The organism is Actinoplanes sp. KI2 (assembly GCF_025630775.1).
Classification (GTDB): domain Bacteria; phylum Actinomycetota; class Actinomycetes; order Mycobacteriales; family Micromonosporaceae; genus Actinoplanes.
The window spans coordinates 15,533-35,984 of record NZ_JAOSZE010000035.1 but is presented as its reverse complement, the minus strand read 5'-3'; the positions used below and the strand labels follow the sequence as shown (position 1 = coordinate 35,984).

General features: G+C 69.2%; 21 protein-coding genes. 5 read left to right on the top strand and 16 right to left on the bottom strand.

The window, feature by feature from the left end:
* Positions 1-84 precede the first annotated feature (84 nt).
* The 6 genes from ODJ79_RS32480 to ODJ79_RS32455 all read right to left on the bottom strand — a co-directional run bounded on the left by ODJ79_RS32480 (position 85) and on the right by ODJ79_RS32455 (position 5,549).
* Positions 85-612: a carboxypeptidase-like regulatory domain-containing protein gene (locus ODJ79_RS32480; RefSeq protein WP_263027444.1), complete on the bottom strand. Its 528-nt coding sequence runs from the start codon at positions 610-612 to the stop codon at positions 85-87.
* 88 nt (positions 613-700) lie between these two features.
* Positions 701-2,611, bottom strand: a complete 1,911-nt coding sequence (locus tag ODJ79_RS32475) for a hypothetical protein (protein WP_263027443.1) — start codon at positions 2,609-2,611, stop codon at positions 701-703.
* Positions 2,612-3,129: 518 nt separating this feature from the next.
* Entirely contained in the window at positions 3,130-3,441 is a 312-nt protein-coding gene (locus tag ODJ79_RS32470) for a carboxymuconolactone decarboxylase family protein (protein ID WP_263027442.1), read from the bottom strand.
* Positions 3,442-3,572: 131 nt separating this feature from the next.
* Positions 3,573-3,878 carry a hypothetical protein gene (locus ODJ79_RS32465; protein WP_263027441.1) on the bottom strand — a complete coding sequence of 102 codons (306 nt, stop codon included), beginning with the start codon at positions 3,876-3,878 and terminating at the stop codon, positions 3,573-3,575.
* Positions 3,879-3,937: 59 nt separating this feature from the next.
* Positions 3,938-4,732, bottom strand: a complete 795-nt coding sequence (locus ODJ79_RS32460; RefSeq protein WP_263027440.1) for a hypothetical protein — start codon at positions 4,730-4,732, stop codon at positions 3,938-3,940.
* A gap of 151 nt (positions 4,733-4,883) precedes the next feature.
* On the bottom strand, positions 4,884-5,549 hold the full coding sequence (locus ODJ79_RS32455; protein ID WP_411267391.1) for a DUF4360 domain-containing protein: 666 nt from the start codon (positions 5,547-5,549) through the stop codon (positions 4,884-4,886).
* A gap of 280 nt (positions 5,550-5,829) precedes the next feature.
* Between ODJ79_RS32455 and ODJ79_RS32450 the strand changes: the two genes are divergently transcribed.
* Positions 5,830-6,471 (top strand): DUF4360 domain-containing protein, encoded by a 642-nt coding sequence (locus tag ODJ79_RS32450; protein ID WP_263027439.1) that lies wholly within the window; start codon positions 5,830-5,832, stop codon positions 6,469-6,471.
* A gap of 61 nt (positions 6,472-6,532) precedes the next feature.
* On the opposite strand, the gene ODJ79_RS32445 is transcribed toward ODJ79_RS32450, so the two are convergent.
* Positions 6,533-8,404: a serine/threonine-protein kinase gene (locus ODJ79_RS32445; RefSeq protein ID WP_263027438.1), complete on the bottom strand. Its 1,872-nt coding sequence runs from the start codon at positions 8,402-8,404 to the stop codon at positions 6,533-6,535.
* 607 nt (positions 8,405-9,011) lie between these two features.
* Between ODJ79_RS32445 and ODJ79_RS32440 the strand changes: the two genes are divergently transcribed.
* Positions 9,012-9,641: a helix-turn-helix domain-containing protein gene (locus ODJ79_RS32440; protein ID WP_263027437.1), complete on the top strand. Its 630-nt coding sequence runs from the start codon at positions 9,012-9,014 to the stop codon at positions 9,639-9,641.
* Between the two features lie 204 nt (positions 9,642-9,845).
* Entirely contained in the window at positions 9,846-10,013 is a 168-nt protein-coding gene (locus tag ODJ79_RS32435) for a hypothetical protein (RefSeq protein ID WP_263027436.1), read from the top strand.
* Positions 10,014-10,043: 30 nt separating this feature from the next.
* Here the strand turns inward: ODJ79_RS32435 and malQ are convergent, their stop codons facing one another.
* The 3 genes from malQ to ODJ79_RS32420 all read right to left on the bottom strand — a co-directional run bounded on the left by malQ (position 10,044) and on the right by ODJ79_RS32420 (position 13,996).
* On the bottom strand, positions 10,044-11,990 hold the full coding sequence (gene malQ, locus ODJ79_RS32430; RefSeq protein WP_263027435.1) for a 4-alpha-glucanotransferase: 1,947 nt from the start codon (positions 11,988-11,990) through the stop codon (positions 10,044-10,046).
* A gap of 427 nt (positions 11,991-12,417) precedes the next feature.
* Positions 12,418-12,801 (bottom strand): nuclear transport factor 2 family protein, encoded by a 384-nt coding sequence (locus ODJ79_RS32425; protein ID WP_263027434.1) that lies wholly within the window; start codon positions 12,799-12,801, stop codon positions 12,418-12,420.
* 397 nt (positions 12,802-13,198) lie between these two features.
* Positions 13,199-13,996, bottom strand: a complete 798-nt coding sequence (locus tag ODJ79_RS32420; RefSeq protein ID WP_263027433.1) for a response regulator transcription factor — start codon at positions 13,994-13,996, stop codon at positions 13,199-13,201.
* 182 nt (positions 13,997-14,178) lie between these two features.
* Here ODJ79_RS32420 and ODJ79_RS32415 point away from each other — a divergent pair, with 182 nt between their 5' ends.
* A complete protein-coding gene (locus ODJ79_RS32415; RefSeq protein ID WP_263027432.1) occupies positions 14,179-15,102 on the top strand; it encodes a hypothetical protein in 924 nt (307 codons plus the stop codon).
* 683 nt (positions 15,103-15,785) lie between these two features.
* On the opposite strand, the gene ODJ79_RS32410 is transcribed toward ODJ79_RS32415, so the two are convergent.
* From ODJ79_RS32410 to ODJ79_RS32395, 4 genes are all read right to left on the bottom strand, one after another.
* Positions 15,786-16,268 carry a hypothetical protein gene (locus tag ODJ79_RS32410; protein WP_263027431.1) on the bottom strand — a complete coding sequence of 161 codons (483 nt, stop codon included), beginning with the start codon at positions 16,266-16,268 and terminating at the stop codon, positions 15,786-15,788.
* Positions 16,269-16,872: 604 nt separating this feature from the next.
* Complete coding sequence (locus ODJ79_RS32405) at positions 16,873-17,025, bottom strand: hypothetical protein (protein WP_263027430.1); 153 nt, start codon at positions 17,023-17,025, stop codon at positions 16,873-16,875.
* Positions 17,022-17,513 carry an AAA family ATPase gene (locus tag ODJ79_RS32400; RefSeq protein ID WP_263027429.1) on the bottom strand — a complete coding sequence of 164 codons (492 nt, stop codon included), beginning with the start codon at positions 17,511-17,513 and terminating at the stop codon, positions 17,022-17,024. Before ODJ79_RS32400 ends, ODJ79_RS32405 begins: the two co-directional genes overlap by 4 nt.
* Positions 17,514-17,642: 129 nt before the next feature.
* Positions 17,643-18,269 (bottom strand): GGDEF domain-containing protein, encoded by a 627-nt coding sequence (locus ODJ79_RS32395; protein WP_263027428.1) that lies wholly within the window; start codon positions 18,267-18,269, stop codon positions 17,643-17,645.
* A 321-nt stretch (positions 18,270-18,590) separates the two neighbouring features.
* Here ODJ79_RS32395 and ODJ79_RS32390 point away from each other — a divergent pair, with 321 nt between their 5' ends.
* Positions 18,591-18,797 (top strand): DUF397 domain-containing protein, encoded by a 207-nt coding sequence (locus ODJ79_RS32390; protein WP_263027427.1) that lies wholly within the window; start codon positions 18,591-18,593, stop codon positions 18,795-18,797.
* A gap of 5 nt (positions 18,798-18,802) precedes the next feature.
* Here ODJ79_RS32390 and ODJ79_RS32385 read toward each other — a convergent pair whose 3' ends face one another.
* Together ODJ79_RS32385 and ODJ79_RS32380 are read right to left on the bottom strand one after the other, a co-directional pair.
* A complete protein-coding gene (locus ODJ79_RS32385) occupies positions 18,803-19,600 on the bottom strand; it encodes an SAM-dependent methyltransferase (protein ID WP_263027426.1) in 798 nt (265 codons plus the stop codon).
* A gap of 18 nt (positions 19,601-19,618) precedes the next feature.
* Positions 19,619-20,413, bottom strand: a complete 795-nt coding sequence (locus ODJ79_RS32380; protein WP_263027512.1) for a helix-turn-helix domain-containing protein — start codon at positions 20,411-20,413, stop codon at positions 19,619-19,621.
* Positions 20,414-20,452 lie beyond the last annotated feature (39 nt).

Sequence of the window (20,452 nt, the reverse complement as noted above, 5' to 3'; positions counted from 1 at the left end):
GTGCGGGCACGAGAACTCATCACCCGGCGCTCATGTCATCGCCGGGCCGTCGTCTCCTCGGGCGCTCATCTCATCACCGGGCGCTCATCGGAGGCCGGTGATGAGCCTGACGGTGATCGTCGTCCAGCGCCCGGCGGCAACGGTGACCGGCCGGATCGTCGGGCGCCGGGCGATGGTGCCGCCGATCTCGGCTGCCCGGATCACGTAACTACCCGCCGGCAGAGCGACCGTGAACCAGCCGTCGGCGCCGGTGTCGACGGTGGCGAGCGTGGTCCGGCCGGTCTGATCCAGGACGACGACGCGGGCCCGCACCGGAGTGCCGGGGCAGGGCGGGTCGGCGCGGTCCACCGGGCAGTTGACGACGACGGTCCGGCCGCGCAGTCCGGCGCCGGCGGGCGGCCGGGCGGTCGGCGGCGGCGACGTGCCGACCGGCGCGGAGCTGATCGGTTCCGGGAGGCCCGTCGGGGTGGTGGAGGCGGCCGGTTGCGGGCCCAGGGAGTCGGTGCGGATCGGGGGACTCATCGTCGGCGGGCGGGAACCGCAGGCGGCCGGCGTCAGGGCGAGGAGCACGGCGAGGACCGCGGTCGAGGTGCGAAGCGGTGCGCGTGGCATCCGGGTTGGACGCTGCGGCCGGACGGCGGGTTCCGGCCCGGGTCCGGGCCGCCCCGATGTTCGCGGGGCGGCCCGGGCACTCAGCGGTTCACGGTTGGATCAGGCTGATCCGGGTGGCCCAGTTGCCGAGGGCGGTGCGGGTGCCGCCGCAGCTGCCGAACGGGGTGGCCTCGTACTCGGCCAGGGTGCAGGTCTGCGCGATGTACTCGGCGGCGACCCAGATGTTCGTACCGTCCACCGCGGTGGCGCCGTAGTCGCCCCAGCGCGGCCGCGGCGGGTTGTTGAACGCCTTGTAGCCGGTGAAGCCGTCCTGCGGCCCGACGCCCGCCTTGGCCAGGTAGATCGCCCCGGCCCCGGTGCGCCCGTCGAACGCCGAGTACGCCGCGGACGGGAAGTACCCGTCGCCGGCCAGGGTGAACGACATGACGCCGTGGCCGGCCGCGTTGACGCCGATCGCGGGATAGGTCAGGTTGTTCCCGGCGAGGCCGAGCTGCCCCTGCGTGACCAGGCCGGCCCGGAGGACGCCGTGCTGGGTCTGCGGCCGGACGATGTACCAGCCGATGCCCGCCTTGGTCGCGCCGCCGACGGTGACCGCGGTGTCCAGCGCGCCGTACAGCTTGCCGTCGGTGTAGGTCACCTGCTGCATCCGGGTGTCGTTGCTGTCCAGCGGCGACTCGACCTCGGGCTTGAACGGGTCGGGCGCGCCGAGCAGGAACGTGGCGCACGGGTCGTCGTTGAGGCACGCGGCCAGCGGGACGGACCCGGGCTTCTGGTTGGACAGCGGCGGCAGCGAGTACCGGCGCACGCCGACCCGGGTGTCCTGCAGCCGGACGTCCGGCCGGGCCCGGTCCAGCGATCTCGTGTTGGTCAGCGACCAGGTCACGATGCTGGTGGAGACGTAGTCCTGGGTGCCGGTGGCCTCCTCGGCCGCGTTGGACGACAGGAAGTACGCCGTGCCGTTCTGGCCCGTCTCGTAGTCCCTGGTCGACGGGGACTGTGCCGGCCAGATGGTGAAGCCGTTCAGGCCCTGGTCGGCCGCGGTCGTGTCGAGCTGGGTGACCAGCACGTCGGCGTCGCCACGGGCGAGCGCCCGCTTGCTGAACGCGTACACCTGTGCACTGTTGTACTCGGTGCCGAAGAACGAGTACTCGTTGGTGGTCAGGTAGAACCCGTTCGCGTCCACGCCGATGTGCGGGTAGTCGCCGATGCACGGGCAGTGCGGGTGGACCGGGGTGCCGTTGCTGCCGTCGTCGGTCACGTCGAGCCGGTAGATGTCCCAGGTGCCGGTCGGGTCGGGGGCCACCGCGATGTCCAGGTGGTTGTCGCCGGTCAGCTCGCCGTCCTCGGTCGACTCGAGGGTGAGTACGACCAGGAAGAAGTGCCGCGTCGTGGGGTCGTACAGGCAACTCGGGTCGGTGAGCTCGGGACCGAAGACGCCGGTCGTGCGGTTGATCGTCGGCGGGTAGCCGAAGAACGTGTTGAGGTCGACGACGCCGGTCTGCGCGGTGCCGTCCGGGTTGAACACCCGGAAGGCGTCGTTGACGGCCTCGACGACGTGGCCGTTGCCGACGCACAGCCCCTGGTCCGGTGGCTCCAGGCTGAACTGGTTGCCGTTGTTGGCGGTACGTTGATCGCGGTGGTTGAGACCGTCGAAGCTGCGCAGCAGCCGGGGGTTGGTGTGCACCGTGCCGGCCGTGCTCGCCGCGCCCTTGCGTGCGCCGGGCGCGCGGCGCTCCGGGGCCAGGCTGCGGTGCGCGCCGGCCGGCGCCGCGGTGGAGGCGGCGAAGCCCTCGTCGGGTCCGGCGTCCCGGCGAATCTCGGTGGCGAGCGATGCGGGCAGGCCGCTGCCGGTGCCGGTCACCCGGTACGAGCCGGTGCCGACCTTGTGGACCAGGCGCTGGCTCGCCCCGGGGGACGCCGACGCGCTTGCGGGGACGCCGAGCGAAGCCAGAACGGTGGCGAGCGCGGCACCGGCGACCAAGGATCTTGTCCTGAACATGGGGGGTCTCCTTCATCGATGAAGGATCCACCGTCGTGCGTGGATGACCACGCAGGGTGATGGGTCGATGGCCAGTCTCGGCGCGTTGCGAGCGCTTGGGAAGGCCGGACGGAAAAGCCGTCACTTTGATCACCACAAATGCGCTACGCCGTTTTCCGCCTGGAACCTCAGCACCCCGATGCAGTTGCCCGGAGCGCCACAGGTTTCCGATTTCCGCCAATCGACCATGATGGACCGCATTCGCCCAGGACATCGGTCCGCGTCAACGCCGCCCGCGGCATCCGTACGTCGACCCGGCAACCGGCGAAGGGGTCTGAAAGACACGCCGAGGCGGCCTCGGCGCGCAAGGCTGCGCGCCGAGGTCGCCTGGGCGCCGGCTCGTCTACACCGTCACCGGCCGCTCCTTCTGCGCCGGATGGTCAGGATCCCGGCGACGATGAGCAGAATCGGAAGCAGCAATCCCCACATCAGCCAGCCCATTGGCGGCGACCTCCTGATTTCGATATTCCGGTACGGCGTCAGTCGCCGGGCTCGGTGATGGCGAGGGCAATTCCCAGCGCCTCGGTGATCGCGCCGGCCGCCCTGAGGACGTGCGGCGTGCCGATGATCGGAGCAATGGCGACGAGAACGTCCTGAATGTCGTCGAGCCGTAGGCCGGACTCGGCCGCGGGACCGACGTGCAGCAGGTACGAGGCGGCCGGCGCGTTGACCGCGGCCAGCGCGGCGAGCCGGACGAGCAGAAGCGTCGCGGGTTCGAGCTCGACCCGGGACAGCGAGACCGCGTTGATCTCGGTCAGCGCTTCCAGGACGGGTGCTTCACCGGTTGCCATGGAGGGTTCCCTTCCGGCCGGACAGCAGACCGTTCATCCGGTCTCGTCGGTACAGCCTCGCGTGGAACGGGCGCCGCCTTCCTCATCCGGCAGGAATGACATGTCGGCCGGCGTCCTAGGGCGATCCCACCTCACGGGGCGCGGTGGCCGCGGACGAGCGTGCCGTACGCCACCCAGACCGGCTGGCCGCTGGCGTTGATGCCGGCCGCGAGGCGCATGCCCAGCACCACGTAGATGCCGGCGGCATTGGCGCGGCGGCGCACGGCCTCCGCGTACGCCCGGCGCGCGCGAGCGAGCGCACGCGCCTCGAGGTCCTTGGTCGCCTCGGCGGCGGAGGCCGCCAGGGCCTGCACCTGACCGAGATACCGGTCCGGCACATACCCTTGCAGGTTCTCGACGGTTACCAGGGTGACGGTGGCTGGTTCGCCGGGCTCCATGGTCTCAGCGTAGGCTGCCGGTCGCGGTCCGTGTGACGGAGATCGATGGCGGGGGCGGCTCAGCAGGTCCGCACGAACCGGGCGTGGCCGCCCGTGGCGCGGTACAGGGCGACGCCGCGGTCCAGGCCGAGCCCGGACGCCATCGGCCCGAGGTCCCGGCAGACCTCGGCCTGGACCGCGGCGTCGCCGGTGTCGAGGTACACGCCGAGCGCCGCGTGGCCGGTGTTCGCGGCGACCAGGTGCTGATACCACGAGGCGCCGTCGAACTGCGCGGCCAGCTTTTCGTGCGTCCCCGGGTTCTCGTCGATGGGCTCGCCGGCGACCAGGAACCACGCTATGGCCAGGCCGGCGGCGGCCACGGCGAGCACCGCCGAGGGGATCCGGTACCACCAGCCGGCCGCCTTGCTGCCGCGGACGAGGCGGATCACCTTGTCGACGCCGGTGATCGGGCGCGGGGACACCCCGGGCGTACGGCCCCGCTGAACGCCGTAGTGCAGCGCCGTACCCACCGCGGCGATCCACACCGCGCCGGCGGCGAAGGCGCGTTCGGAGCCGGCGTCGGTCCGCGTGCCGGCCCACCAGGTCAGCGCCATGGTGGCCGGCAGCAGCAGCCCGAGCCCGGCCTGCGCCCAACGCGGCAGCATGACCAGCGCGCCCCCGAGCCGGTCCCACCTCAGCCGCCCGAGCCGGCCGCCGTTGATGACCAGGAGCGCGGAGCCGAACGTCAGGAACGCGGGGAGGAACGGCAGCCAGAAGACGGCGCCGGGGTAGGACGCGCCCGGAACGTACAGTGCCGCCAGCACGACAACGTTGAACACCAGACCGCAGACCGACAGCAGCAGCACCTTACGCACGGCAGCACCCTAGTGAACGGTGATCCACTGGCAAAGGCGCGGCCCGCAACGACGAGGGCCCCGGTGCCGCGCCGGCCGGAGACAGGGCCGGCGCGACACTTCGGCGATCGCGTCTCAGCGGTAGATGAAGCTCTGTTGGGAATCGCCGGGATCAGGCCGGGCAGGTTGCCCACTGGAAGTGGTAGATGGTGTTGATCGCGCCGTCGGTCGAGTCCATCGAGATGAAGCTCGTCGTGTGCGCGGTGTCGGAGGTGCCGGCCATCGCCCGCAGCTCCGTGTTGATGTTGAGGTTACGCAGGGCGCCGCACGGCGCCCAGATCAGCGCGGCAACAGGAATCTCGTCGGAGTTCTGCCAGTCGTCGCCGAACGGGCCGGCGAGCGTGTGGGAGACGTACGCCGTCTGAGACTGGCCCTGGAAGTAGTAGTTGGCCCGCTCGATCGCGCTCGCGCCGCCCTGGATCGAGGCGAAGCCACGGTAGTCGACCTTGCTGATCGCGTACGTGAAGCCCTGCGGCACGTGGACGACGATGTTGAGCTGACAGTTCTTCCGCCAGTCGGTGGACGTCGCGCCGACCCCGACCAGGGCGGTGTAGGCGGAGTACGTGACGGTGAACGCCGTGTTGTCGGGCGAGACGGCGACGGCGGCGGTGCCGGCCGGGCAGCCGGTGCCGTTGACCGTCACGACGTCGATCACGATCCGGTCGGTCGGCGGCGGAACGGGGAGGTCCATGAAGCCGGTCGCGGATGCCGGCGCAGCCAGCAACGTCGACGCCAGCACCCCCATCAGGGCGCAGCAAATGATCCAGGCTTTGCGCATTTGGACTCCTTCCAAAAAGGCCCGCGGTAGGCCCTACGATGCCGACAGGCTATTTATTCCATTGATGGACGTCAATGTATTCGCACATAGCTGTCAGTTGGACGGGTTGACAATCGATTGATCAAATTCGGCGGCAACACCTCAGCGTTGCAACATCATCGATGCACGTCAATACGTAGGAATATCTTCTTGCCGTTACGCGGAGGACGTCGCTAGCATTCTTGACGGACATTGACGTCGATCAATATGCCCGCACTCCCTCGATCAGGAAGGAACTCCGATGAGCTTCAGGCTCCGATGGGCCGCCGCGTCCGTCGTCGCGCTCTCCGCTCTCGCCGTGCCCGGCATCTCGCACGCCGACGAGACGTCCGCACCCCCGGCGGCCGGCCAGGTCACCCTCGACGTGCAGACGGTCAACGGCTCCGGCTGCCCGGCCGGCACGGCGAGCGTCGCGATGCAACCCGACAATACCGGCTTTCGTATCCGATACACCGACTTCCGGGCCGAGGACGGCGGCAACGCCGACCCCACCGCCATTCGCAAGAACTGCCAGGTGAACCTGCTCGTGCACATCCCGCAGGGCTTCACCTTCGCGATCGCCCGCGCGGACTACACCGGCCGTGCCCACCTCGAGGCCGGCGCCACCGCGCTCGAGCGGTCCAACTACTACTTCCAGGGCTCCTCGGACAACAGCTACGCGGACCACACGTTCGCCGGGCCGCTGGACGGCAGCTGGCGGGCGACCGACATCACCGCCACCACCGACCTGGTGTACGCGCCGTGCGGCGTGACCCGGAGCCTCAACATCAACACAGAGCTACGGGTGAACGCCGGCGCCTCCGCCGCGAAGAGCTACATCTCGATGCGCACGTCCGACGGGGACGTCTACACCCTCGTCCAGTTCCAGTGGAAGCAATGCTGAGTCTCGCGACCGCCCGGGCACGGGGGCCCGGCGCCGCGGCGGCCGGCACACGCCGGGAAGATCAGCCGGCGCGGGCGTCGAGGTTCGCGAAGGACACCTCGGCCGTGGCGGCCGCGCTGGTGTTGGTGACGCCGAGCTGAATCCGGCCGCCGGCCAGGCTGGGGTTCGTGACCGCGCCCTGCAGGGCGTCCTTCCCGTCGATCGTGACGTCAGCGTGCTGGTCGGCGATCACGATGGCGAGCTGGTGTGGGCCGCCCGGCTGCAGGGTGGTCGACGACGTCTTGCCGAGCGAGGTCAGCAGAACCCCGTCCAGCTCCTCCAGCTCCACCTGGCCGGCGCAGGCGGTCAGCTGGTAACCCCGGTCGCCCCGATAGCGGAACCAGACCATCGCGCAGGCAGCCGGATCGGTCAGCTCGACGCGTACGGAGATCGACTGGTTTCCGGCGAACGTGTCGTCGGGACCCGGGCACTGGAACGTCGACCTGCCCTTGACCTGAGCCTTCAGCTCGCCGTCCCGGAACGTGCAGCTGCCCGACGCCGCGACGCTCGCCCGGAACCGGCCCGGCGCGCTCAGCGGGTCGAAGAAGGACGGCCCGCGCTGGGCCGGGGTCAGCGCCGCCGAGGCGGCCTTGGTCTGCGGTTCGGTCTTCTGCGACGGCGGGTCACCGGTCGTCCGGGCGTAGGCCACGGTCGCCGCGGCCACCGAGGCCACCAGCACGGCGCCGATCGCGTACGTCAGGCGCCGCGTCGTACCCCGGGCCTTGGCCGCCGCCCGCCGCCGACCCGCCCGGCTGTTGCCCTGCGCCGCGGCGGCGGCCGAGGCGGCCTGGCCGTGAGCCGGCTTGGCGGCCGCACCGCGAGCGGGCTTGGCGGCCGCACCGCGAGCCGGTTTGGCGGCCGCACCGCGAGCCGGTTTGGCGGCCGCACCGCGAGCCGGTTTGGCGGCCGCACCGCGAGCCGGCGTGGCGGCCGCACGGGCCGCCGGAGGGGGCTTCGGGCCTTCGGCGATGACCTGCCCGAGCAGATCCCGCGCGTCGAATCGCCCGCCGGACCGCCGCGCCTTGCCCTCGGCCGACCAGCCGGCCAGCGAGCCGCCCGGCAGGCCGCCGTGCGCGACGTTCGTCGCGAGCAGTTGTTGCAGCACCTCGTTGGCGGACGGCCGGTCGCCGGGGTCCTTGGCGAACGCCCGGCGAACCAGATCGACCAGTGCGTCGGGCACGCCGCGCAGCTCCGGCGCCTTGGTGAGGATCTGGGCGGCGGTCGCCACCGGAGTGTCGCCGAGGAACGGGTTTCGCCCGGTGCCGGCATAGACGATCACGCCACCCCAGGCGAAGATGTCCGCGGCGGGGGTGACCGGGCCGAAGTCGGGGTCGAGCCGCTCGGGCGCCATGAAGTCGACGGTCCCGACCCACCGGCCGGTCCGGGTGTGCTTGGTCGTCGCCTCGAGCGCCCGGGCGATACCGAAGTCGATCACCTTGGGCAGGCCGAGCGCGAGCAGGACGTTGCTCGGCTTCAGGTCGCGGTGGATGACGCCGGCGCCGTGGATCGCGGTCAGCGCCGCCGCCACGCCGACGGCGACGCTGTGCAGGTCGCCCGGGGCCATCGGACCGCGCTCCTCGACCACATCCTGCAAACTGGGACCTTCCACGTACTCCACGACCAGGTACGGGGTGTCGCCGTCGGGGTCGGCGTCCAGGACCGCGGCGGTGCAGAACGACGGGACCTGCTGGGCTCGATGCACCTCGCTGCGGAAGCGCGCGCGGAACTCCCGGTCGGCGGCGTACTCCGGCCGGATCGCCTTCACCGCGACGGGGCGGCCCGCCGGGTCGCGGCCGAGGAAGACCGTACCCATCCCGCCCTCGCCGAGCAGCGAGAGCAGCCGGTAGTCGCCGAGTCGTCGCGGGTCGCCGGGCCGTAACGGCCTAGTTGCCATGGGAGCTGCTCCCGGGCCACGGTCGGCGGCGGATCGCGCTCGCAAAGTGTCGGAGCATACCCATCTCGTACGCGAAGGAAGGTCACTCAAAGTGACAGGGTTCCGATCAGGACGGTCCTCGATCTTACGGCCGAGAGCCGCGCGTACGACCATGTGACGGCCACTATTTTGGAAACTCTTCGGGTTACTCGCGAGTTTTGGCACGTTCTGGAGCGGTGACACAGAGCGTGATGCGCGTAGGTGCCGCACGGTATGCGGCATTTGATCGGAACGCAGTGGCGGCCTCACCCGGGGTGACGACAACGGCGCGCGGCGGACGACTGACGGACCAGAACACCCCCGTGATCCTGGTCCGGCCAGCCCCCGCCTACTGCGAAACTCCCATGCGGCAGTACGGCAAAATTCGCGAAAGGCACAATAGAGCCGTCCCAGAAACGTCCCACCGGCATTCCGGGATGCACAGTGGTCGGTTTGGCGGCGTTTGCGTAATTGGCGGCCTGGCGTCCGATCGGCTGTCGGATTGACGCTTCGGCATCGCCTTCCGAGCGCATCGAAGCGATAGCAGAATGTCGATGTCATCGGAAGACCGGCGAGGGGAAGGTCGGCTGTGGCGGGAGCGGCGGATACGGACGAGGCGTTCAGCGCGCAGCTGCGCGAGGTACGGGCGGCCACCGGCAAGAGCCTCAAGGAGCTGGAGCGGCTGACCGCGACGAGTGACTCGTCGCTCTCCCGCTACCTCTCCGGGTCGACCTGTCCCCCATGGTCGGTCGTCGAGATGCTCTGCGCCGCGGCCGGGCGGGATCCGGCGACCCTGCGGGAGGCATGGGAGCACGCGAACCGCCAGCGGTCCGCGGCACGCGTCCCGGCCCCGGCCGAGCCGGCCGCGACCGCTCCGGCGCCACGGCGGCGCGGGGTCGCCCGGCGCATCCCACTCGCGATCGCGGCGGCCGTGGTCCTGGCGACGACCGCGGGACTGGTCCTCTGGCATCCGTGGGCGGCCGCCTCCGCCAACCGCGCCTGCCCATGGCAATACATCGTGACCGACGGCGACCCCGCCCCGGTCATCGTCTACGACCAGCCCGGCCCGGACGGGCACCGGACCGGGCAGTACCAGCCGAGCCAGATCTTCTACGCGCCCGAGCCGGTCCAGGCGTCCGGCCGCCGGATGCGGACCGCGGACGGCTGGATAAACCAGGGCGACTGGATCCGCCGGTACCCGGGCACCTGCCGGGGCTGAGCCGAAGGTCGCCGCGACGCCGGGTTGCGGATCCACGCCGGGCCTGACAATCGACGGTCCCCCGTCAGGGGATGCAACGCCGCCGTCCAGCATGGCCGGCGTCCTGAGCCGACCCGTCCTCGGCGCCTTCACGTCCTGCTCGGCGACCAGATCGCCCAGTGGCTGAACATCCCCGCCGAACCGGTCTGGGACACGCTGCTGAGGGTGGCGTGGGGACCCTTCATCGCCGTACGGGAAGGGCTGTTGCCGTTCCCGCTGGCGCCGGCCGCCTATTGGACCTTCGACGAGTTCCTGCGGCAGGCGGCGCTGCTCTTCCTGTCCGAAGCCCGGCCGATCAGCATCGAGATCCCGCTCACCAACCGCCCGTCCTGACCGGCGGCCGGGCTCGGTCAGTCGTCGGCTCTATTGGTCCGGCGTTCCGTGCTTCTTGCCAAGCGCCTCGGCGATCCGCCCGAACTGCGGATCCGAGATGATTTCGGCAACGCTCGCCGTCAGCGGCATCCGCCAGTTCGGGTACTGGTCGCTGGTGCCCGGAAGATTCGGTTGGCTCAGTTCCCCTAGAACGTCATAAACGGACGCGAGGACGAAGCGGCACGGCGTCTGGGCGAGGAACTGGTGCATCGCGACCACGATGTCCTGGTTCGTGCTGCTCGCATCGATCAGACCCTCGGCGGTCAACCGGGCGAGCAGCTGGGCGCGGTCCTTGTCCGCGTCCTTCTGCTCGTCCTCGAGGCTGTCGGCCAGTTGGCCCAGCTCGGCGCGCACCCTGACCTGCTCGCCGACCAGGAAGCCGGCGGCCGTCGGCAGGTCATGCGTGGAGATGCTGGCCATCGCGTTGCGGGGATAATCGGCGGCCCGCCGGTAACCCTTGTCGGGATCGGCGTCGTCGCGGGTGAACCAGAGCACCGCCGAGCCGAGCATGTTCATCTGTTCCATCCGCTCGGTGACCACCGGCTCCACCGTACCCAGGTCCTCGCCGACCACCACCGCGCCGGCCCGCTGCGCCTCCAGCGCCAGGATGCCGACCATTGCCTCCGGGTCGTAGTGCACGTACGTGCCGCCGGCGGCGCCCATGCCCGGTGGCACCCACCAGAGTCGCCACAGCCCGGGCGCGTGGTCGACCCGGAGGCCTCCGGCGCGCCGGAAGATTCGGACCAGCATGTCCCGGTACGCCGCGTAGCCCGTCTCGATCAGCCGGTCGGGCCGCCACGCGGCGAGCCCCCAATCCTGACCGAGCTGGTTGAACGCGTCCGGTGGTGCCCCGGTGTGCACACCCTCGGCGAGAACGTCCTGCAGGAGCCAGCTGTCCGCCCCGCTCGGGTCGATGCCGACGGCGAGGTCGTGCACCACTCCGACCGGCATGCCTCGCTCACGGGCCACGGTGTTGGCGGTCGCCAACTGTTCCTCGAGCAAGTGCTGGAGCCAGACGTGAAAGGCGATCCGATCACTTTCGTACGCGCGCACCGCCGGCGAATCAGGCCGCCGCAGCTCTGCGGGCCACTCGTGCCAGTTCGCCCCGTGCTCCTCGGCCAACGCGCAGAAGACCGCGAAATCGGTCAGCCCTGGATCGGCGGCCAGATCGACCTCATCGGCGAGCGGCCAGAGCAGCTCCAACGCGGCTCGCTTGGCCCGCCACACCGCACCGTAGTCGATCAGCCCGTCGGCGGTCGGCGCCGGCCTCAACGCGTCCACCTGCTCGCGTAGGGCCGGGTCGGCCCGTCGGTAGGCCGCGGTGTCGGACACCCGCAGGTACAACGGGTTGACGAAGCGCCGGCTGGACGGCGAATACGGCGAGGAAGGGATCGGCGGCGTCGGGGTGACCGCGTGCAGCGGGTTGAGCAGGATCATCCCCGCCCCCTGGCTGTGCTCGACGAACGTCCGCAGGTCGCCGAGGTCGCCCATGCCCCAGGAGCCTGCCGAATGCAGAGAGTAGAGCTGAAGCATCCACCCCCAGATCTTCGGCGGCTCGGGCAGCTCGGTCGGCACCACGACGAGGGTGACCTCCTGTCCGGCGGTGTTCAGCCGATGCCAGCCCAACGGCAGATCGTCCGGGACTGAATCAACCTCGAGCCTCGAACCCTGCTCAAGGGTGATCGTCCCCGGCGCGGCCAATTCCCGGCCCGTTCCCTGCCGGACGATCAGCGTCCCCGGAAGGCGCCGCTCGGCCCGAGTCCTCTCGATGACCGCGAGCTCCCGGTCAACCGCCTCCGGAGTTGTCGCATCCACGCCGAGCAGACCCAGCACGCCGATCACGGACTCGGCGGACACCTCTACCCGGTCGCGGCGCCAGTCCTCGTACCAGGTAGCTACGCCGTGCGCTTCAGCTAGCCTTTCGAGATTGCTGTTCATGAAACCCCTCCACCGCTAGGGTTCGTCCTCCAGCCATACGCTTTCTCGTCAGTGGATGAGTGGCAATCAGGCGTACGGAATTGACGCGGACTTCGGACTCCTGTCCGTCTACTTCGGGTAGTTGAGGTCCGTACTTCAAGCCGAGCGGATCCCCGCCGATGCGTCGAGCCTGTCCGCCGTTACCCCCAACGTGATCAGGTGCGATCATCTCGGCTGACTCGAAGCGAACGGGTATCGACACCGAAGCCGGCCCCCCCACCCGGGACGGCCGACTTCGGTCTGCGGGTGGCAGGTGTCGCGTCCGGCGGAGGGTTGCGGATGATCAAGGCGATGATCAGCGGCTCGCACGGTAGGCCCGGACGATGTCAGGCTGAAGTGTCGGGACCTACCTTGCGCTTTCCCGGCACCGAGGAGGTTGCCGTGGTTGCTACCACCGCTCCACGAGATGTTCTCGCCCCGGAGGTGGGTCGTACGGCTCAGGCCAGTAGTCGGTGATCCGGTTTATCAGGCCGTGCTCATCTATCTCAACCCAGACGCAAGCGTCTTGCCCGTCGGCGCCAACGCGAACGTCAAGCCACAACGCGGCAAGGCTGCCATCGGCCACTACGTGCCGGACCCGCAGATGCCAGTCACCCGGATACTCCATGTTGAACTGGAGGAACGCGGACCTGCCACTGATGCGCTCGCGGGTCTGCGGCATCTCGTAGACGACGTCCTCGGCGAGCAGGGCATCGAGCCGGGACCAGGCACGTTGTTCAAGGCTCTCGACGTACGCAATCGCGATCTGCCGGGTCTGAGTTGTGCCGTCCACGCAGCGGACACTACCTCCCAGCACCGACAACAAGCGGACCGCTGGGATCCCACCACCTCGACCGAGAGCGACGTGTGGGTGAACTCGCAGGGTATTCCGGACGGCTCGCAAGATCACTCGCAGGGTTGCCGGGACACTCGCGAGGTTCGCGCGGACGCGGCAGCAAGCTGTTCCGCCAGCGTGCCGGCCTTGCCCACCGAGCTCGACTGGCAGGAGTGCGTATTCATTTTGTGCGAGTGCTCGTCTGTCCGGCCGAGCCGGTCACTCTGTGTCCTCGCTCTGGCGGGTGTCGGGCCCCTATTGCCAGTCGGCGACGCGATCGAACAGCGCTCGTAGCCGACGATGACAGCGGTCCTCTGCACCCATGAGGCGGTGAACTGCGGTCGCCGCCGGGTCGTCAGTGCGGCTCAAAGAATCCGGCTTCCTGGACCGGTTTGAGCAGGCCGATGTGGCGGGCGTAGGTGACCACCTGGAGGCGGTCATGCACACCGAGTTTGCGGTAGATGTTGTCGAGCTGTTTGCGGACCGTCTTCGGGCTCACTCGCCGGAGTCTGGCGATCGCCTGGGCCGTCAGACCGGTCGCGAGCTGGGTGAGGATCTCGGTCTCCGCGGTGGTCAGGCCGGCTCGCACAGCCGCGTCCGGCGCGACTAGGTCCTCGGCGGGCAGCAACTGGTGGAGCGCGGTCAGCAAGGGCTGCACGGCATATGCAAGATCGATCGCGGAATCAGGGAACTCGGTGCCGGAGCGAGTGACGGCGTAGCCATCGAGTTCTGAGTTGCTCAGCAAGGTTGGGAAGGCAAGCTGGCGCCGGGCGCCGATAAGTCCGAGAATGTCGGTGAATGCGCGCGTACCGGCTAGTTGCCGATCTGAGACGAGGTCGCCCAGCCGGATCGGCGTGACAGCACGCCGCCTGAGGTAATGCCTCACGAGCGGATGGTCACCGCCGTCGCGTTCGTTCAAGTGCCTGGTCAGCGCAGGCCCGAGCGAGGAGGCAAGGGTGTCGGTGGGGGCCGGGTAGAGCCGAATCACGGCGGTTGGTCGGCCGGCGACGTGCACCGCGTTGTACCCGCTGTAATCGCCGCCGATCTTCGCGAGTAGCCATGGCCCCACTATTGCCTCTGCCTGACGTTGGCGGCGGCACCCGGTGAGAAGCCAGCTGAGTTCTAACGCGGACATCGAGGCGGAGCGAGACATCGTGCCCTCCGGCTGACCCCAAACCCGGCCGGGCGGCTCGACGTCGGAGGTCTCGTACGCAATTGAGCTTATGGTCCCGCCCGGCGTGCGTTGAAGACACTTCCAGACAGGCCGAAGCCTTGAATGCTCGGCGTACAGCAAGGGGGACCCGCGCCTGAGCCCCTCCGAAGGAAGGAGCGACCATGACCACGACGACCCTCCACCTCTCATCCGGTCAAATGCACATCGACAATCTCGATCAGCAAGGTAGGGCAGTGCTCGAGAGGCGTCATGCCGCTCTGCGACGGCGCGGACAGCGTGGCCTTCTGCTAAAAGAGATCACCGGGCCATACAGCCAAAGATGGCACGACCAGCTTGCCGATGCGACCACGTCCTTGGGCGACAGGCGCGCGGCGGTCAAGCAGATCTCGGACCACTACCAGCAGGACTACGCCGCAATGGTCAAAGAGGTCGAGGACAAGCTCATCAAGGTCGCCGCGCCCGGCGGCGTACCTGCCGCACCGCCTCCTGTCCCACAACTGGACGCGAGCCGCGTCGCGAAGCTGAACGCCTACTATCGCGACTCGGTCTGGATCGGTCCGGGCACCGTGCTGGAGGACGACTTCAACCTGCAGGGGGTTGCGGCCTGGCAACACCAGTTGGGGGTAACCGGCGTCGGCGACGACGACGCCCGGGCCGAGACGATCGCCGTCAACTGGCTCATGAAGTTCACCGCCCAGGAGAGCCGCACCTACCACTTCTATCCGACGACGGCGGAGTTCGGCACCATCTGGGTGTGGTCGGACACCGGGATCAACCCGGACGCCGAGGCGCGCCTGAGGATCACCGTCCGGGCCAACGTGTCCCCGGGCGGAACACCGGGATCGAGCGTCTCAGCCCAAAGGTTCAACAACGATAACCACAACGAGTTCGATGACTTCGGCACACCGGGCGGGAACCCGAACGACCAGCTGCATGTAGCCGAGTACCTATGGGCGGGCCAGACCGCAATCGTCATGTTCACGCACGAGTTCTACCTCTATGCGAGCGGGACCGGCGCGGGTACACACGTGTACTTCGATGCCCCAGATCAAGGTCTCGGGCCAGTGTGGTGCTACGTCTTCTGAACGCGCAATTATAGATGCTGGTGCAAAGCGGCTACGCATCTAGGGGACCCGACTCGCACGGAGCCAAGGGCGCCGTGCGGCCGGGCGCGTATTGGCTCCAGCGGCCCGCCGGCGTTGGCGACTCGTTGATTTTCAGCCAGGACTTCAGGTGCCCCACGATCTCGGTGCCGGCCACCAGGTCGGCGCCGAGATCCCGTCGTATCCAGCCGCGGTTAGTTTCAGAGATTCCCCGTGGTGCCGCATCCGATGCGGGAATCCCGCACCAGATGCGACAAACGCCAGGAAGGCCCAGCTCACCGGCCATCAACCCAAGATCGCGAGATGCTCTTCTTCGGCGAGGGTCCTGCGCAACCAGGCGACCAGGCGACCATTACCAGCTCAGAAGACACCTGGTCGAAGCGCGTGCCAACCAGTGCGTAATCATCTGATGACTGGCAGGCTCGCGTATTCATCTGGTGCGAGTGCTCGGTTTGCCCGACGAATCCCATCACGGTGAGTCATTGCGAAGAGGGCAGGCCCCGGATCAAGCAGGGCGCTGCTCCTCCGTTGCGGCGAGCCGCTGGGTTCGGCGATGCCGGTCGCGCGAGGCACCCGTTACCTGGGCTACGGCTGAGAGCTTGTCCTTGAACCTCAAGATCGGCATCGGGCCATCGTGACGTCATGTGGTCGCCGACAGGTTGATGTCAGTGGGCTGACGCGGACGTTTGCGCCGCGAGGTGTTCTTGGACCGCCTGTTTGAGCGCGGCGATCGTCTCTTCGCAGCCGACGATCTGCTTGTCGTCCGCGTCGAGCAGGCCTCCGTGCGCAAAGTTGGTCGCACCATGGACGTACGCGCGTAGGTAGTCGAAATCCGCCAGGTAAGCCGCCCAGGCGGTTTGGACGGACTTTGGGCTGAGCATCAGGATTCGACCGCCGATGGCTGCACGGTCGGGACCTGTACCGTGCATTTTCATCATGGGCTCGGTCAGGTGGAGAATCTCCTGCTCGGACTTGGCGATGTCGGCGTACACGTCGGCGTAGAGCATGACGAGGGTGTCGTGCATCTGGGCGGCGCGCAGGTGAAGTGCCGCGTACCGGGCGCTCCACCGAGCGCCCAAAAGTCCTGCCAGGATCGCAACGGCGCCACCGAGAAGCGCGCCGATGATCGAGCCCCAGAAATCTGCCATGCCGTCATGGTGGCAGGCCAGCACGAATCATCCGGGCTTCCATGATCGAGCCGCCGTAGCTCGCGGCATGACCGATGACGGGCGTCGTGCTCGGGTTTGGCCGGCGCTGATGCTGCAGTCAACCCGCGGCGGGATTTCGGGTCGACCTCGGCCAGGCCACCAACCAAAGGTTTCGCGTATTCACTCACGGTAGCGAGCCACTCGCCATCCGTACCCTAATTGGCATGACGTCCACCTCCCACCCGATCCGCTTGGGGCACCCGTCTCCTGGGCGCCCGGAGACGACCATGCTCTGGGAGGAAGGGCCAGATGTGGTGGACGGCGAACCGAAGGACTGCCGGTCGGCCGGAAAACGGCTGAGTTGGCAGGCTGCGGGTGAAGCCGCGTTCCAATTACTGCGGATCGCGGCTGGCGTGGCGGCGCTCTACGGTGCGCTTAAGGGCGGCGGGCCAGGATGCGGCCGATGCGGCCGGCGCCGAGGATCACGGCCTGCCGGGCGGCCAGCACGATGATTGCGCCGCCTTCCTGGGCGGGCAGCGCCCGCACCGCTGCCGACCGCGGTGGACAGGCGGGCCGGGAGCGGGGCGATCGGCGGTTGGTCGACTTAGCCGAACGCCAGGTGGCGGCCGGCCTGAACGAAGGAGAGCTCGTCCTGTCGGAAGCCGGAGCCGGCACTGAGCGCGACTTCGACGACGACGAACACCGCAGCGATCACCCAGACCGGCAGCGGGAGACGGTCGTCGGTGGGCTTGGTCATCTGTCCTCGCACGCGGGGGCCGCGTGGTGGCGGCGGTACAGCTGATGCTGTGATCGGATGATCTGCTCGCCGATCCGCCGGCCGCCGGCCCTCCCCCGCTGCTCGTCGCGGGCGATGCACTCCTCGACGTCGACGTCGGTCATGTCCCAGATCACCAGGTCGGCGCCGCACCGCTCGGCCAGCTCGCGTATCTCGTCGAGGTAGCGGGCCTGCAGGAAGAGGTCGTCGCACACCACGTCGATCCCGGACCGCAACAGCGCCTCGATCGCGGCGTTCACCACCAACTGCTCCCGCTTGGCATAGGGCAACGGGTACGCGGCGCCGCCGGTCAGCACGTGCGGGTGCAGCATGGCGGCGATCTGGTCGGTGCCCACCCGGGCGCGGTGCTCCGGGTCCTCGGCGACCCAGCGGAGGGCCCGGGTGGTCTTCCCGGCCCCGGGCAGGCCCCGGGTGACGATCAGCGTCCGGCGCCGAGGCGACCCCAGCATCCCGGCTTCTCCTCTCGCCGCCTGCATGGTCAAGGTGGTGGTGACGTGGCCGGGTTCTGGCCCGTCCCACGTCTACCAGCCACCGGCCCGGCGGTGGAGTGGTTCTGGACAACTCCGCCGGGCTCGCGACTACAGCTGGTCCCAGGCGATGTACGAGCAGTGGCGGTTGCTCTTGGCGTGGTACATCGCCAGGTCGGCGCGGCGGATCAGCTCGGTCATCGTCGCCGGCTCGCGGGTGCCCGTGGTGACGCCGATCGACGCGGTGACGGCGAGCCGGTTGCCGCCGATGTTCATGGGCTGGGCCACCGCCTGCCAGATCGCGCCGACCAGGGCCGAGAAGTCGTGGTGGGCGCCGCCGAGCGACGACTCGGTGAGCACCGCCGCGAACTCGTCGCCGCTGAGACGGACCGCGAGGTCGCCGACCAGGCAGCCGGACAGCCGGCGGCCGACCGTGCACAGCACCTCGTCGCCGACGGCGTGCCCGAAGTGGTCGTTGACCGGCTTGAATCCGTTGAGGTCGAGCACCACCACGGCGTACCGGGTGGCCTCCCGGAGCAGAGCCGGTCCGACCGTGTTGAGCAGCCGGCGGTTGGCCAGGCCGGTGAGCTCGTCGTGATGGATGGCCCACCAGAGGGCGGCGCGCTCCGACTCCAGCACCGCAACCTGCGCCCGCAGCCGCTCCAGCTCGGCACCGGCAGAATCCTCGCCGTCGGGCGCCGCCGCCGCCAGGCGGTCGGCGCGACGGAGGATGTCCATGGATGCCCCCTCTGACCACAGCGGACGGTCACCGGCCGACACGGTGGTCATCATCCCCTGTCAAACTTCCACGGTGCAAGATTTCATCGTGCAGAAGTTCGGTCTGACCTCTCGCTGCGACGCCGTGCCATCGCCTACGCTCGGTACACAAGATTTCATGACGAAAGAAGAACGGGGATTTTAAGCCGGTATTTGCGCGGTATGTCCCAATGTCGGGGGACTAAGTGGCGCCGCCCCATTACCAAGAGTGATCACCGGCGATAGCTGCTGCTCAGCCCGCAGGGGCCATCGGTACACATCATTTGAAGAAGGAGCAGTGCCATGCACGGGGACAGCGAATGGATCATGTCGAGCCGGTCCACCGGCAACGGCGGTAGTTGCGTGGAGGTACGGCGGCACGCCGGTGTGATCGAGGTGCGCAACAGCAAGCGGCCCGAGGCGAGCACGGTGCACTTCACCGTCGAGGAGTGGGACTCGTTCCTGGACGGTGCAAAGAAGGGCGAATTCGACCGGCTGCTGTCCGGCTGACGACGTCAGGGCTTGCGGCCCACGCCGGCCCACACACCGCCGGCCCCCGGGCTCTCGACCCGTTCGCCGACGGCGCCGGACCGCCACTCCTGCGCCCATACCACCCCGGGATCGAGCACCTCGAGCCCGGTGAACAGCCGCTCGACCTCCGCGTGGGTCCGTATCGTGCCCGGCGTCGAGGTCCGTCGCTGGTAGACGTCCTCGGTGGCGGTGAACAGCTCGAAGCTCTCGGTGGCGGTGTGCGACATGACGAAGTAGCTGCCCGCGACCACGGATGCGATCAGCGTGGCCACCGCCTCGTCCGCGACCCGATGCTCCGGGACGAAGTGCAGCACGGCCGCCAGGATCACGCCGATCGGCCGGTCGAAATCGAGCAGCCGGCGGACCTCGGGGTGGTCGACGATGGACTGTGGCCGCTGCACGTCGCCGAGCACCGCCACGGCCAGTCCGTCGCCGTCCAGGATGTCGAGGCTCTCGGCGACCGCCACCGGGTCGAGGTCGACGTAGGCGACCCGGGTGTCCGGGTGGATCCGGCGGGCGACCGAGTGCACGTTGTCCACGGTGGGAAGTCCCGAGCCGATGTCGAGGAACTGCCGGATCCCGGACTCGGACAGGCGGCGCACCGCGTTCACGACGAACGCGCGGTTGGCCCGGGCGGCCCCGGGAACGAACGGGAAGCGCTCGATGACCGCGTCCGCGGCCTCCCGGTCGGCCGGGAAGTTGTGCATGCCGCCGAGGTAGTAGTCGTACATCCGCGCGGCAGTGGCCGCCTTACGAGTCGATCGGGCCGCGAATTCCGTCATGCCGGTCCATGCCCCCGTTCAGTGAAAATCCGCGATCGGCACGGAGGCCGCGCAGATCAGGTCGAAGATGCGCCGGTACTCCCGCACCTCCGCCGGTTCCTCCAGGTACAGCGCACCGACGTGCGACTCCAGATAGACCACGTCGGGATCCTCGGCGTCCTCGAAGTCCATGATCCGGAATGCGCCGGCCATCGCGGCGTGCGCGCCGGCCGACCACGGCAGCACCCGGATCTCGACGTTCTTGAGCCGCGCGGCCCGGCGCAGGTGCTCGATCTGCGCGGCGAGCACCTCGGGACCGCCGACCTGCCGGGTCAGCACGCCCTCGCCGAGCACGGTGACCAGACGCGGCTTGGGCTGCCGGGCCGCCATCGCGGCCTGGCGTTGCATCCGCAGGTTCACGTGCCGCTCGGTCTCCGCCTCCAGGGACTGCTCGGCACTGTAGATGGCCCGGGTGTACTGCTCGGTCTGCAGTTCGCCGGGGACGACCTCACCCTCGTACGTGCTGATCGCGCACGCGCTCGCCTCGAGCCCGACGTAGAGCTTGAACCAGTCCGGGATCGCCGGGTTCACGTCCCACCACTCCTCCTGGGACGTGCCCAGTGCGAGGTCGGACAGGGCGTTGGCGACACTCTCGTCCACCCCGTACAGCCAGCAGAGGGCGCGGACGTTCGCGACCGTGACCGGGACCTTGCCGGTCTCGATCCGGTGCAGGGTCGGTTCGGAGACGCCGAGCTTGGCCTCCGCGACCTCGCGTCTGCTCATGCCCGCCGCCGTCCGCAGCCGAGTGAGCCTGCGCCCCAGGGCCCGGCGCACCACACGCTGACCGGTGACCGGCACGTTCTCTCCTCCGTA